Source organism: Kitasatospora sp. NPDC048545 (assembly GCF_040651155.1).
In the GTDB taxonomy this organism is placed as follows: Bacteria; Actinomycetota; Actinomycetes; order Streptomycetales; family Streptomycetaceae; genus Kitasatospora.
This window is the reverse complement of the sequence record NZ_JBEZIQ010000016.1, coordinates 65,518-79,592: the sequence shown is the minus strand read 5'-3', so window position 1 is coordinate 79,592 and position 14,075 is coordinate 65,518. Positions and strand designations below refer to the sequence as shown.

General features: G+C 71.1%; 8 protein-coding genes. 4 read left to right on the top strand and 4 right to left on the bottom strand.

All coding sequences use genetic code 11. The annotated features are described in order from the left end of the window. Nucleotides 1–278 precede the first annotated feature (278 nt). From gltB to AB0D10_RS17375, 4 genes are all read left to right on the top strand, one after another. A complete protein-coding gene (gene gltB / locus AB0D10_RS17390; RefSeq protein WP_360256975.1) occupies nucleotides 279–4,880 on the top strand; it encodes a glutamate synthase large subunit in 4,602 nt (1,533 codons plus the stop codon). Further along, on the top strand, nucleotides 4,873–6,351 hold the full coding sequence (locus AB0D10_RS17385) for a glutamate synthase subunit beta (protein ID WP_360256802.1): 1,479 nt from the start codon (nucleotides 4,873–4,875) through the stop codon (nucleotides 6,349–6,351). The genes gltB and AB0D10_RS17385 overlap by 8 nt, the downstream gene beginning before the upstream one ends. A 470-nt stretch (nucleotides 6,352–6,821) precedes the next feature. Further along, nucleotides 6,822–7,688: a helix-turn-helix transcriptional regulator gene (locus AB0D10_RS17380; protein ID WP_360256799.1), complete on the top strand. Its 867-nt coding sequence runs from the start codon at nucleotides 6,822–6,824 to the stop codon at nucleotides 7,686–7,688. Nucleotides 7,689–7,737: 49 nt separating this feature from the next. After that, on the top strand, nucleotides 7,738–9,195 hold the full coding sequence (locus AB0D10_RS17375) for an aldehyde dehydrogenase family protein (protein ID WP_360256973.1): 1,458 nt from the start codon (nucleotides 7,738–7,740) through the stop codon (nucleotides 9,193–9,195). 54 nt (nucleotides 9,196–9,249) lie between these two features. Here AB0D10_RS17375 and AB0D10_RS17370 read toward each other — a convergent pair whose 3' ends face one another. From AB0D10_RS17370 to AB0D10_RS17355, 4 genes are all read right to left on the bottom strand, one after another. Further along, nucleotides 9,250–10,197, bottom strand: a complete 948-nt coding sequence (locus AB0D10_RS17370; RefSeq protein ID WP_360256796.1) for an AraC family transcriptional regulator — start codon at nucleotides 10,195–10,197, stop codon at nucleotides 9,250–9,252. A 68-nt stretch (nucleotides 10,198–10,265) separates the two neighbouring features. After that, nucleotides 10,266–11,192, bottom strand: a complete 927-nt coding sequence (locus AB0D10_RS17365; RefSeq protein WP_360256794.1) for an NADP-dependent oxidoreductase — start codon at nucleotides 11,190–11,192, stop codon at nucleotides 10,266–10,268. Nucleotides 11,193–11,329: 137 nt separating this feature from the next. Further along, nucleotides 11,330–11,899, bottom strand: coding sequence for a Uma2 family endonuclease (locus AB0D10_RS17360; RefSeq protein WP_360256791.1), 570 nt, complete (start codon nucleotides 11,897–11,899; stop codon nucleotides 11,330–11,332). 82 nt (nucleotides 11,900–11,981) lie between these two features. Next, nucleotides 11,982–13,814 carry a 5'-nucleotidase C-terminal domain-containing protein gene (locus AB0D10_RS17355; RefSeq protein WP_360256788.1) on the bottom strand — a complete coding sequence of 611 codons (1,833 nt, stop codon included), beginning with the start codon at nucleotides 13,812–13,814 and terminating at the stop codon, nucleotides 11,982–11,984. Between the last annotated feature and the right edge of the window lie 261 nt (nucleotides 13,815–14,075).

Below are 14,075 nucleotides of genomic sequence, written 5' to 3'. Positions count from 1 at the left end.
CGGTCATGATCGGCTTGTGTGGCGCCCCGGTTTCGCCCCTGTTTCAGGCCGCGGACCGTTGGGCACAATCGTCGGGACGCGCACTGTGGCGCGTCCCTCTCCCCACACCCCCTGACCTGCGGCTCGTCCCGCCATGTGGACGGGATATTCCGCTTCTCGGGATTCTGGGCATCATGTAACTTGCACGACACCGCACCATCGCATCAGGGCCAACGTCGTCCCTACTTGCACCAACTTGCCGAAAGACGACGACGGGAGAGCCGATGCTGTCTGCATCCATGCACTCCGCCAACGAGCCGCAGGCCGCCCGCCGGCCGTACGCGCTCGTGCCGGATGCGCGACCTGCTGCTCAGGGCCTGTACGACCCGCGAAACGAGCACGACGCCTGTGGCGTCGGTTTCGTCGCCACGCTGACCGGCATCGCCGACCACACCATCGTCGAGCAGGCGCTGAACGTCCTGCGCAACCTGGAGCACCGCGGCGCCACCGGCGCCGAGCCGGACTCCGGTGACGGCGCGGGCATCCTGACCCAGATCCCGGACGCCTTCCTGCGCGGCAAAGTCGGGTTCGAGCTCCCGGCGGCCGGCGCCTACGCCGTCGGCATCGCCTTCCTGCCGGACGAGGACGCGTCGGCCGACGCCGCCGTCGAGCGGATCGAGGCGATCGCGGCCGAGGAGGACCTCACCGTCCTCGGCTGGCGAGACGTCCCGGTCACCCCCGACCTGCTCGGCGCCACCGCGCGCAGCGTGATGCCGCGCTTCCGCCAGCTCTTCCTGGGCAAGGACGGCCTGGCCGGCATCGAGCTGGACCGGATCGCCTTCGTGGTCCGCAAGCGGTCCGAGCGCGAGGCCGGGGTCTACTTCCCGTCGCTGTCCGCGCGCACCATCGTCTACAAGGGCATGCTGACCACCGGCCAGCTGGAGCCCTTCTTCCCCGACCTGTCGGACCGCAGCTACGCGTCCGCGATCGGCCTGGTGCACTCGCGGTTCTCCACCAACACCTTCCCGAGCTGGCCGCTCGCCCACCCGTACCGGTTCGTCGCCCACAACGGCGAGATCAACACGGTCAAGGGCAACCGCAACTGGATGCGCGCCCGCGAGTCCCAGCTCGTCACCGACCTCATCCCGGCCAACCGGAACGGGCAGGGCCTGGAGCGGATCTTCCCGATCTGCACCCCCGAGCACTCCGACTCCGCCTCCTTCGACGAGGTCCTGGAGCTGCTCCACCTCGGCGGCCGCTCGCTGCCGCACTCGGTGCTGATGATGATCCCGGAGGCGTGGGAGAACCACGCCACCATGGACCCGGCCCGCCGCGCGTTCTACCAGTACCACTCCAACCTCATGGAGCCCTGGGACGGCCCGGCCTGCGTCACCTTCACCGACGGCACCCAGATCGGCGCCGTCCTCGACCGCAACGGCCTGCGCCCGGCCCGCTACTGGATCACCGAGGACGGCCTGGTCGTCCTCTCCTCCGAGGTCGGCGTGCTCGACATCGACCAGGAGAAGGTCGCCAAGAAGGGCCGCCTGCAGCCCGGCCGGATGTTCCTGATCGACACCGCCGAGGGGCGCATCGTCGAGGACGAGGAGATCAAGTCCGCCCTCGCCGCCGAGCACCCCTACGAGGAGTGGATCGGCGCCGGCCAGATCCAGCTCGCCAAGCTGCCCGAGCGCGAGCACATCGCCCACACCCACGCCTCCGTCACCCGCCGCCAGCAGACCTTCGGCTACACCGAGGAGGAGCTGCGCGTCATCCTGGCGCCGATGGCCCGCACCGGCGCCGAGGCGCTCGGCTCGATGGGCACCGACTCGCCGATCGCCGCGCTGAGCGAGAAGCCGCGCCTGCTGTTCGACTACTTCGTGCAGCTCTTCGCGCAGGTCACCAACCCGCCGCTGGACGCCATCCGCGAGGAACTCGTCACCTCGCTGCTCTCCAACCTCGGCCCCGAGGGCAACCTGCTGGCCGCCGAGTCCGCCGCCTGCCGCTCGGTCGGCATCACCTTCCCGGTGATCGACAACGACGAGCTGGCCAAGCTCGTCCACATCAACGCCGACGGCGACCAGCCCGGCCTCAAGGCCGTCACGCTCTCCGGCCTCTACAAGGTCTCCAGCGGCGGCGAGGGCCTGGCCTCCCGGCTCGCCGCGATCGCCGCCGAGGCCGACGCCGCGATCGCCGACGGAGCCCGGATCATCGTGCTCTCCGACCGGCACTCGGACGCCGAGCACGCCCCGATCCCCTCGCTGCTGCTCACCTCCGCGATCCACCACCACCTCATCCGCACCAAGCAGCGCACCCAGGTGTCGCTGCTGGTCGAGGCCGGCGACGTCCGCGAGGTGCACCACGTCGCGCTGCTGATCGGCTACGGTGCCGGCGCGGTCAACCCGTACCTGGCCATGGAGTCGGTCGAGGACCTCGTCGCGCAGGGCACCTTCTTCGAGGGACACGGCGTCGAGCCCGAGAAGGCCATCAAGAACCTGATCAAGGCGCTCGGCAAGGGCGTGCTCAAGGTCATGTCCAAGATGGGCATCTCCACCGTCGCCTCCTACCGCGGCGCCCAGGTCTTCGAGGCCATCGGCCTCTCCCAGGAGCTGGTCGACGGCTACTTCGCCGGCACCACCACCAAGCTCGGCGGCATCGGCCTGGACGAGATCGCCCGCGAGACCGCCGCCCGCCACACCAAGGCCTACCCGGCCTCGGGCATCCCCGCCGCGCACCGCGCGCTGGAGATCGGCGGCGAGTACCAGTGGCGCCGCGAGGGCGAGCCGCACCTGTTCGACCCGGACACCGTCTTCCGGCTGCAGCACTCCACCCGCAACCGCCGGTACGACATCTTCAAGCAGTACACGGACCGGGTGAACGAGCAGTCCGCCCGCCTGATGACGCTGCGCGGCCTGTTCCAGCTCGACGGCCTCGGCCGCGAGCCGATCCCGGTCGACGAGGTCGAGCCGGTCTCCGAGATCGTCAAGCGCTTCTCCACCGGCGCCATGTCGTACGGCTCGATCTCCCGCGAGGCGCACGAGACCCTCGCCATCGCGATGAACCGCCTCGGCGGCAAGTCCAACACCGGCGAGGGCGGCGAGGACCCGGACCGCCTGTACGACCCGGAGCGCCGCTCCGCGATCAAGCAGGTCGCCTCCGGCCGCTTCGGCGTCACCTCCGAGTACCTGGTCAACGCCGACGACATCCAGATCAAGATGGCCCAGGGCGCCAAGCCCGGCGAGGGCGGCCAGCTGCCCGGCCACAAGGTCTACCCGTGGGTCGCCAAGACCCGGCACTCCACCCCGGGCGTCGGTCTGATCTCGCCGCCGCCGCACCACGACATCTACTCCATCGAGGACCTGGCCCAGCTGATCCACGACCTCAAGAACGCCAACCCGGCGGCCCGCATCCACGTGAAGCTGGTCTCCGAGGTCGGCGTCGGGACGGTCGCCGCGGGCGTCTCCAAGGCGCACGCGGACGTGGTCCTCGTCTCCGGCCACGACGGCGGCACCGGCGCCTCGCCGCTGACCTCGCTGAAGCACGCCGGCGGCCCCTGGGAGCTCGGCCTCGCCGAGACCCAGCAGACCCTGCTGCTCAACGGGCTGCGCGACCGCATCGTGGTCCAGACCGACGGCCAGCTGAAGACCGGCCGCGACGTCGTCATCGCCGCGCTGCTCGGCGCCGAGGAGTTCGGCTTCGCGACCGCCCCGCTGGTCGTCTCCGGCTGCATCATGATGCGCGTCTGCCACCTGGACACCTGCCCGGTCGGCGTCGCCACCCAGAACCCGGTGCTGCGCGAGCGGTTCTCCGGCAAGCCCGAATTCGTCGTCAACTTCTTCGAGTTCATCGCCGAGGAGGTCCGGGAGATCCTGGCCTCGCTGGGCTTCCGCTCGATCGAGGAGGCCGTCGGCCACGCCGAGCACATCGACTCCCGGGCCGCGGTCGACCACTGGAAGGCCGCCGGGCTCGACCTCGCCCCGCTCTTCCACGTGCCGGAGCTGCCCGAGGGCGCGGCCCGCCACCGCACCACCACCCAGGACCACGCGCTCGACAAGGCCCTGGACAACCAGCTGATCACGCTCGCCGAGGACGCCCTGGAGCGCGGCGACGCCGTCCGCATCCAGCTGCCCATCCGCAACGTCAACCGCACCGTCGGCACCATGCTCGGCCACGAGGTGACCAAGCGGTACCGCGGCGAGGGCCTGCCGGAGGGGACCATCGACGTCACCTTCACCGGCTCCGCCGGGCAGTCCTTCGGCGCCTTCGTCCCCCGCGGCGTGACGCTGCGGCTCGAAGGCGACGCGAACGACTACGTCGGCAAGGGCCTCTCCGGCGGCGTCGTGATCGTCCGCCCGGCCCGCGAGGCCGCCGCCATCGGCAACGACGCCCAGAACCACGTCATCGCCGGCAACACCATCGGCTACGGCGCCACCAGCGGCCGGATCCACCTGCGCGGCAAGGCCGGCGAGCGCTTCGCCGTCCGCAACTCCGGTGCCACCCTGGTCGTCGAAGGCGTCGGCGACCACGGCCTGGAGTACATGACCGGCGGCCGGGTCGTCATCCTCGGCGAGACCGGGCGCAACCTCGCGGCCGGCATGTCCGGCGGCATCGCGTACGTCCTCGACCTGCGCCCCGCCAACGTCAACGCCGGCATGGTGGGCATCGAGGCCCCCACCGCGGACGACCGCGAATGGCTGCGCGAGACCGTCCAGCAGCACTACGAGGAGACCGGCTCCACCGTCGCCGCCGAGCTCCTGGCCGACTGGGGCAGCGGGGTCTCCCGCTTCTCCACGATCATGCCGACCGACTACAAGGCAGTGCTCGCCGCCAAGGACGCCGCCGAGCGCGATGGCCTCTCCGAGGCCGAGACCACTCGCAAGATGATGGAGGCGGCTAATGGCTGACCCCAAGGGCTTCCTGACCACGCCCAAGCAGCTGGCCGAGCGCCGTCCCGTGGACGTCCGTCTGCGCGACTGGAACGAGGTCTACGTCGAGCGCAGCCTCCTACCGATCATCACCAAGCAGGCCGGCCGCTGCATGGACTGCGGCATCCCGTTCTGCCACAACGGCTGCCCGCTCGGGAACCTCATCCCCGAGTGGAACGACCTCGCCTACCGGGACGACTTCGTCGGCGCGATCGAGCGGCTGCACGCCACCAACAACTTCCCGGAGTTCACCGGGCGGCTCTGCCCGGCGCCCTGCGAGTCGGCCTGCGTGCTCGGCATCAACCAGGACGCGGTGACCATCAAGAACGTCGAGGTCACCATCATCGACAAGGCCTGGGAGCGCGGCGGCGTCGCCCCGCAGGTGCCCGAGCGGCTCTCCGGAAAGACCGTCGCCGTCGTCGGCTCCGGCCCGGCCGGCCTCGCCGCCGCCCAGCAGCTCACCCGCGCCGGCCACACCGTCGTGGTCTACGAGCGGGCCGACCGCATCGGCGGACTGCTGCGCTACGGCATCCCCGAGTTCAAGATGGAGAAGCGCCACATCAACCGCCGCATCGAGCAGATGCGGGCGGAGGGCACCCGGTTCCGCACCGGCGTGCACGTCGGCGAGGACATCACCGGGCAGCAGCTGCGCGAGCGCTTCGACGCCGTGGTCGTCGCGGCCGGCGCCACCACCGCCCGCGACCTGCCGGTGCCCGGGCGCGAACTCAAGGGCATCCACCAGGCCATGGAGTTCCTGCCGCTGGCCAACAAGGTGCAGGAGGGCGACTTCGTCGAGTCCCCGATCAGCGCCAAGGGCAAGCACGTCGTCGTCATCGGCGGCGGCGACACCGGCGCGGACTGCGTCGGCACCGCCCACCGGCAGGGGGCCGCCTCCGTCACCCAGCTGGAGATCATGCCGCGTCCGAGCGAGGAGCGGCCCGGCCACCAGCCGTGGCCGACCATGCCGATGACGTACAAGGTCACCTCCGCCCACGAGGAGGGCGGCGAGCGGATCTACTCCGTCAACACCACCGGCTTCACCGGCTCCGCCCCCGAGGAGGGAGAGACCGTCGGCAACGTCCAGGAACTGCACCTCGTCGAGGTGGAGTTCAAGGACGGCCGGTTCGAGCCGGTGCCCGGCACCGAGCGGGCCATCCCGGCGCAGCTGGTCACCCTGGCCATGGGCTTCACCGGTACGGACGTGAAGAACGGGCTCGTCGAGCAGCTGGGAGCCGACCTCGACGCGCGGGGTAACATTGCCCGCGACGGCCGGTTCGCCACCAATGTCGATGGCGTGTACGTCTGCGGAGACGCCGGCCGTGGCCAGTCGCTGATCGTCTGGGCCATCGCGGAAGGCCGTTCGGCCGCTGCCGCGGTGGACACGTACCTGGGCGGCAAGACCCCGCTTCCCGCCCCGATCCGGCCCACGGACCGCCCCCTGGTGGTCTGACGGTCCGACCGGCCCCCCTGAACCCCCGGCGCCGCATCGCCGGGAGCTCAACCCGCTGCCCCCGCCAGAGTCGCCGGGCCAACGCGGTCTCCTGGCGCCTGCCCTCTTCCCCGACCAGTTGGAGGGCGGGCGCCGTCGCGTTTTCCGGAAGGCGCCGCCGCGTCCCCGGGGGCGCATCGGGTGTCCCACCGGGCGCCGCCGCGTCCGCGGGACGGTGTCGGGAGGACGAACGGGAGGGGACGGGGAAGACAACGAACCGGTGTCCCCGCGTTTTCCCGCAGCTCCGCAGGGGAGGCTCCGCGTGCGGCGGGCGCGACGACCGTCCGTATACCGAGGGTTGGCTCACAGCGGAACCACAGGCTTCTCACAGCCGCCGCAAAGCCTCCCGGGACGGGCTGTTGTTCGTCGGTGCCAAGTGGCAGACTTCCGCCGACGGCCGGGGGGCTGCGCGAGTGCGGAGGGTGACTTCGATGGGCACGACTCAGGCAGGCGGGGGCGCGACGGTACGACGTCTGCTGCTCGGCACCCAGCTGCGCAAGCTCCGCGAGGCCAGGGGCGTCAGCCGGGAGGAGGCCGGGTACTCGATCCGCGCCTCCGAATCCAAGATCAGCCGGATGGAACTCGGCCGGGTCGGCTTCAAGGAACGCGACGTCGCCGACCTGCTCACCCTCTACGGCGTCGACGCCGAGCAGGAGCGCGCCACCGTCCTCGGCCTGGTCCGCGACGCCAACGCCAGCTCCTGGTGGCACGAGTACGGCGACGTCCTGCCCGGCTGGTTCCAGAACTACCTCGGACTGGAGGAGGCCGCCGCCCGGATCCGCAGCTACGAGGTCCAGTTCGTCCACGGGCTCCTGCAGACCGCCGACTACGCCCGGGCCGTCGTCACCGCCGGCTGCCACGACCACGCGCCCGACGAGATCGAACGCCGGGTCGACGTGCGCCTCAAGCGCCAGGCCGTCCTCACCGGCGAGCGCGCCCCGCACCTGGTCGCCGTGCTGGACGAGGCCGCGCTGCGCCGCCCCTGGGGCGGGCCCGAGCTGATGCGCGGCCAACTCGACCGGCTGCTGGAACTCGGCGAACTCCCCAACGTGCGGCTGCAGGTGCTGCCGTTCGGCAACGCCGGCCTCGCGGCCGAGAGCGGCGCCTTCACCGTGCTCGGCTTCGCCGAACGGGAACTCTCCGACGTCGTCTACCTGGAACAGTTCACCACCGCGCTCTACCTCGACAAACCCGGCGAGGTCGCCGAGTACCGGCAGGCGATGGACGACCTGGTCGCCGACAGCCTCGACCCCGCACGGACCCGCGACCTGTTGCACGCCGTACGCCAGGAGCTTTGACACGTCAGTACGATGATGTCCCATCAGGTGGGTGCACGAGAGGGATCAGATGTCGTACTTCTCCGAGTTGGCGCTGCAGTACATCGACGGCGAATGGTGCAGCGGCAGCGGCTCCTGGGACATCGTCGACGTCGACCCCTACACCGGGGACAAGCTCGCCACCATCACCGTCGCCACCACCGCCGAGGTCGACCGGGCCTACCGCGCCGCCGAGCACGCCCAGAAGGGGTGGGCCGCCACCGACCCCTACCGGCGCCGCCTGGTCTTCGAACGCGCGCTGCGCGTGGTCGAGGAGCGCGAGCCCGGGATCGTCGCCGCGATCATGGCCGAACTCGGCGGCACCGCGCTGAAGGCCGGCTTCGAACTCTCGCTGGTCAAGGACGTGCTGCGGGAATGCCTGCACCTGTCCGTGGCCGCCGAGGGCCGGCTGCTGCCCTCGCCCGCCCCGGGCAAGGAGAACCGGCTCTACCGGCTGCCGGTCGGCGTCGTCGGCGTGATCAGCCCGTTCAACTTCCCGCTGTTCCTCGCGCTCAAGGCCGTCGCCCCGGCGCTCGCCCTCGGCAACGGCGTGGTCCTCAAGCCGCACCAGGAGACCCCGGTGGTCGGCGGCGGCCTGATCGCGAAGATCTTCGAGGACGCGGGCCTGCCGCCCGGCCTGCTGAACGTCGTGATCACCGACATCGCCGAGATCGGCGACAGCTTCATCGAACACCCGGTGCCCAAGGTGATCTCCTTCACCGGCTCCGACAAGGTCGGCCGGCACGTCGGCACCGTCGCCGCCGCCCACTTCAAGCGGTCCGTCCTGGAACTCGGCGGCAACAGCGCCCTGGTCGTGCTGGACGACGCCGACGTCGACTACGCCGTGGACGCGGCGGTGTTCAGCCGCTTCGTCCACCAGGGCCAGGTCTGCATGTCCGCCAACCGCGTCCTCGTCGACCGCGCCGTCGAGGCCGAGTTCACCGAGAAGTTCGTCGCCAAGGTCGCCTCGCTCACCGTCGGCGACCCGAGGGACCCGGCCACCCACATCGGCCCGCTGATCAACCCCGTCCAGGCCGACTCCCTCTCCGCCCAGATCGACCAGGCGGTCGCCGCCGGCGCCACCGCACTGCTGCGCGGCACCACCACCGGCGCCCTGATGGCGCCGACCGTGCTCACCGGCCTCCCCGCGGACGCGCCGATCCTGCGGCGTGAACTGTTCGGCCCGGTCGTGCTGCTGGTGCCCTTCGACGGCGAGGACGAGGCCGTGCGGATCGCCAACGACACGCCGTTCGGACTCAGTGGCGCGGTGCACACCGCCGACCTCGAACGCGGCGTGCGGCTCGCCCAGCGGATCGAGACCGGCATGATCCACGTCAACGGCGGGACCATCGCCGACGAGCCGGGCGTGCCGTTCGGCGGGGAGAAGAACTCCGGCGTCGGGCGGCTCAACGGGGAGGCCACGGTGGACGCCTTCACCACGCTGAAGTGGATCTCGGTGCAGCACGGCCGGGCGGTCTTTCCGTTCTAGCCGGTGCCTCCCGGCCGGGATGCACCGGCCGGGAGCCGGCAGCGGGGGGTCAGGTCATGCAGCCCGGGCCTCCCGGCGGTAGCCGCCGGGGGCCTGCCCGAACTCCCGCTTGAACGCCTTCGCGAAGGCGTACTCCGAGCCGTAGCCGGTCTGCGCCGCCACCGAGGTCAGCGGCGCCTCCGACTCGCGCAGCAGCCGGGCCGCCGTGGTCATCCGCCAACGGGTCAGGTACGCCATCGGCGGCTCGCCCACCATCATGGTGAAGCGGCGGGCGAAGGCGGCCCGGGACAGGCCCGCCCGGTCCGCCAGCGACTCCACCGTCCACGGCGTCGCCGGCGCCCCGTGGATCGCCGCCAGGGCCGGGGCGACGGCGGCGTCCCGCAGCGCCGCCGCCCAGCCGGCCGCCGACGCGGCGGGCTGGTCCTCGAACCAGGCCCGCAGGATGTACAGCAGCAGCGAGTCGATCAGCGCCGGGACGATGCCCGCCGAACCGATCCGGGGGTTCTCCAGCTCGGTGCCCAACAGCTGCACCGCGGCAGCCAGTTCGGGGTGGCGGCCGTGCCGGGTCGGCAGGTGGATCAGGGCCGGCAGCTGGCGGACCATCGGGTGCGGGCGGCCCTGGTCCAGGTGGTAGTTGCCGCACAGCAGACTCGTGCGGGCGCCGTCGCCGCCCAGGGCGAGGGTGCCGATCGGCGAGGCGTCGTCCACCCGGCAGGTGTGCGAGTCCACCGGTGGGGTGTCGGGATGGTCGGCGAGGACGTGACCGCCGCCGTCGCGCAGGAAGACGATGTCGCCGGGGCTGAGCGCCACCGGGTCGTGCTGCCGCCCGGCGTCGTCCCCGGTGCCCAGCGGGATCAGCCAGCAGGTGCCGTACAGCACCACGTGGAAGCCGGCGCCGAGCACCGGGGGCAGGCGCAGGGCCCAGGGGGCGCGGCCCTCGGTGCGGACGGAGGACAGGTAGGCCGTCCGCATCGAGCCCAGTGCCTCGGTCAGGATGTCCAACGCCCGTCCCCCTTGCTCGTTCTCGCTGGTGCCCGCTCGTTCTCCGTGGCCGCCGGTCGGGTCGCCGGTCAGTCGACGGTCAGGACGACCTTGCCCTGGACGGTACCGGAGGCCACCAGCTCGTGTGCCCGGCCGGCCTCGGCCAGCGGGAAGGCCTGCGCGACGTGCGGACGGATCCGGCCCTCGTCCACCAGGGCGGCGATCGCCTCCAGCGCGGCGTAGTCGGGCTCGACGGAGATCCCCGCGAAGCGGCGCCCGGCGGCCTCGACCGCGGCGGCCAGCTCACGGTCGCGGTGTTCCATGATGCTCACCAGGACGCCGCCGGGCTTCAGCACCTCCAGCGCGCGGGTGTTCTCGGAGGAGGAGTCGAAGACGACGTCGACGTCCCGGACCGCCTCGGTGTAGTCGGTGGTGCGGTAGTCGATGACCTCGTCGGCGCCGATCTCCTTGAGGAAGCCGTGCTTGGGCTCGCTCGCCAGCGCGATCACGTACGCGCCGCGGGCCTTGGCGATCTGTACGGCGAAGTGGCCGACGCCGCCCGCCGCCCGGTGGACCAGCACCCGCTGCCCCTCGCCGATGTTCGCCGCGTCCACCAGGCCCTGCCAGGCGGTCAGCGCGGCCAGTGGCAGGGCGGCGGCCTGCTCGTGGCCGATCGAGGTCGGCTTGCGGGCCAGCTGGCGGGACGGCGCGGCCACGTACTCGGCGTAGGCGTTCGCGGCGCGCGGGAAGAACGGCATCCCGTACACCTCCTCGCCCACCCGGTACCGGGCGCCGGGCGCGGCCTCCTCCACCACCCCGGAGAGGTCCCAGCCCACCGTGAACGGCGGCTCGCCGAGCAGCGGGAACAGGCCCGCCCGCACCGCCACGTCCGCCGGGTTCACGCCGGCCGCCTTCACCCGCACCAGCACCTCGCCGCTCAGCAGCTCGGGGCGCTCGACCTCGGCGACCTCCAGGACCTCCGGCCCGCCGACCTCACGCTGCACCACCGCACGCATCGCACTCACTCCCTGTCCGATCAACACCGGCCCCCCGTGGGGCCGTTCGCGATGCCTCAACGATAGGGAGGGGGGACGAGCCGATGAATATCCTCCAGTCTCCTTCAGATGTCCGATCGTCTCGCCGGGTGAGCGGGTCAGGCCGGGTAGCGGACGAGACCGTCGGTGGTGAGCTCGAAGTCGAAGGGAGACGGGATCGGCACCCGGTCGCCGAACTTGCCGTTCCACTGCTGGTGGTAGCCGGTGGCGGAGGGCTCGGAGTAGAGCGTGATGGCGGTGGTGCGCGGGTCGATCACCAGGTACAGCGGGATGTCCATCAGCGGGTAGTCGCGGACCTTGCCGACCAGGTCGTTCTCGGGATTCGACGGGGAGACGATCTCCACCGCGATGGCCGCCTGCTCGGCGGGCACCTCGTTGCCGCCCTGCCGGACGAACGAACGCGGGATGTAGGTCAGGTCGGGGTTGCGGAGCTTGCCGACGTTCGGGGAGGCGAGGTCGGTGTTCTCGCTCGGCATCAGGTCGGACGGGCGGTGTGCGTCGATCTGCTCACGGACCAACAGAAGGTTGTGCTGGTGGGTGACCGAAGGGCCGGTCATCATGATGATCTCGTCGCCGGAGATCTCGATCTTCCACCCGGCCGGGGGCGTCAGGCTCTGTGCGTACGCCAGCAGCCGGGCGTGGCGCTCGGAGATCTGGAACTCGCTCATGCCGTCATTGTTCCACCGCCCCGGATGCGGCGAGGCGCCGCCGGGCGGACGGGCCCGGCGGCGCCTCATCGGGGGGCGCTGGTCAGAAGACCGGCTGGCCGGCGCGGACGAGGCGCCAGGAGTCGGTGAAGAAGTCGGCGGGGTCGATGACGCCCTTGGCCTTCACCCAGGCGATCATGGTGTTGCGGATCTCGTCGGAGTTCGACCAGACCAGCTTGGCGTTGGCCACGTGCGGGAAGTTGCCGCCGCCGTTGGCACGGTAGTTGTTGACCGCCAGGACGAACTGGGCGGCGGGGTCGATCGGCTTGCCCTGGAACGACAGGTTGACGATCCGCGAGCCCTTCGGCTGGGCGACGTCGATGTCGTAGGTCAGGCCGTAGACCGAGTCGTAGTTGTAGTCCGGGGTGGCCTCGGCGCCGGTCAGGGCGTCCTTGTCGACCGGGGCGCCCACGGCGAGCTGGTTGTAGTACTTCGCCGAGAACTCCAGGTAGTCCTTGAGCTGGGCGCCCGTCAGGACGCGGGCCTCCAGGGTGTTCTCGTAGATGTAGAGGCCGGCGGCGTCGCGCAGCTTGACCTGGCCGGACGGGATCAGGGCGGTGCGGTTGAACGGCGCGGCCTGGGCGAGCACCGGCAGGTTGGCGTACTGCCCGCCCGCTAGCGCGGCCTTGACGGCGTCGGCCTGGACCCTGCCGATCAGGTCGATGATCGGGGTCGCCTTGAAGCGGGACTCGGCGATCGACAGCTCGATCTTGCTGGTGCCGATGTTCTGGTTGACGTACGCGACGACCTTCTTGTGCTGCTCGGTGAGCGCGTTGGTGATCTCCGGGTTCTCCGGCACGGTGTTGGAGTTCAGCACCCGCGAGGAGACCGAGGTGACCTTCCAGGCGCCGTTGGCGAACTCGACCTCGAAGTCGAAGCAGCTCAGGCGCTGGCCCCAGCAGAGCGGCTCGGAGAGCACGACCGTCTTGCCGGTCTTCTTGTTGACGATCAGGCGCTGCGGGACCTCCTTGTGGGTGTGGCCCACCAGCACCGCGTCGATGTCCGGGACGGTCTCCGCCATCTCGCCCGAGGCGTCCTCGGGCCAGGGCAGCTGGTCGCCGTAGGTGGTCGCCTCGTCGATGCCGGAGTGCGCCGAGACCACGATGACGTCGGCGCCCGCCGCCTTCATCCGGGGCACGTACTTGGCGGCGGTCTCCACGATGCCGGGGAAGACCATCTTGCCGCTGACGTTGGCCTTGTCCCAGATCGCGATGCCCGGGTTGGTGAGGCCGAGGATGCCGACCTTCAGCGACTTGCCCTCGCCGAGGTGCAGCTCCTTGATCACGTACGGCGGGAAGGCCGGCTTCTCGTTCTTCGCGTGCAGCGCGTTGGCGCCGAGCAGCGGGAACTCCAGCTGGTCCTCGAAGGCCTTCACGGTCGGGATGCCGTAGTTGAACTCGTGGTTGCCGAGCGCGGCGGCGTCGTACTCCATGAGGTTCATGGCGACGGCCATCGGGTGGTCCGGCACGGTGTCGCCGTCGGTGGCGATCGGCTCGATCCGGGCGTAGTAGTAGGTCAGCTGGGTGCCCTGGATGATGTCACCGGAGTCGATGAGCAGGCAGCGGTCCCAGCCCTTCTCCTCGCGCACCTGGTTGGCCAGGGTGGAGATCTTGGCGAGGCCGACCGCGTTGTGCGCCTTGTCGACGTACTCGGCGTCGGTGAAGTAGTCCCAGTTGAGCACCCGGCCGTGCAGGTCGGTGGTGCCCATGACGGTGAAGGCCTGCTTGCGGGGCTTGCGCTGGCCCTTGGCGGCCGCCACATCCGGCTCGGCAGCCGCGGCGGAGGGGGCGGCGGCCGCGGCGGCACCACTGGCCAGGGCGGCGCCGGCGGCGGTGGCGGCGGACCGGGTGACGAAGTCACGGCGGTTCAGGGGCATGGACGACTCTCCCGGGTGGGAACGACGGCAGATGGACCGTCAACTTGTGTACGTGAGTGCGTGTGCGTCATCGCGTCGACGCGCGTAGAGGGACGCGCGTAGAAGTGTGCCGTGCGGGCCGGGTCGCTGGATAGCCCCCGGACCTGTCCAAGAGGTGAGATCTTGGCGACTCGTTCGTGACGACGGCGGGCGGGGACGGGGGTGGTAGGGGGGCCGGACGGGCCCGGCCCGGAGGCCGTTCCGGGTCGGACCCCAGGTCAG

Excerpts from the sequence above, each read along its gene's own strand:
- AB0D10_RS17360 (WP_360256791.1), bottom strand. The coding sequence starts at position 11,899 with ATGAGCGAGTTCCAGATCTCCGAGCGCCACGCCCGGCTGCTGGCGTAC.
- gltB (WP_360256975.1), top strand. The coding sequence starts at position 279 with ATGCACTCCGCCAACGAGCCGCAGGCCGCCCGCCGGCCGTACGCGCTC.
- AB0D10_RS17355 (WP_360256788.1), bottom strand. The coding sequence starts at position 13,814 with ATGCCCCTGAACCGCCGTGACTTCGTCACCCGGTCCGCCGCCACCGCC.
- AB0D10_RS17365 (WP_360256794.1), bottom strand. The coding sequence starts at position 11,192 with ATGCGTGCGGTGGTGCAGCGTGAGGTCGGCGGGCCGGAGGTCCTGGAG.
- AB0D10_RS17375 (WP_360256973.1), top strand. The coding sequence starts at position 7,738 with ATGTCGTACTTCTCCGAGTTGGCGCTGCAGTACATCGACGGCGAATGG.
- AB0D10_RS17380 (WP_360256799.1), top strand. The coding sequence starts at position 6,822 with ATGGGCACGACTCAGGCAGGCGGGGGCGCGACGGTACGACGTCTGCTG.
- AB0D10_RS17385 (WP_360256802.1), top strand. The coding sequence starts at position 4,873 with ATGGCTGACCCCAAGGGCTTCCTGACCACGCCCAAGCAGCTGGCCGAG.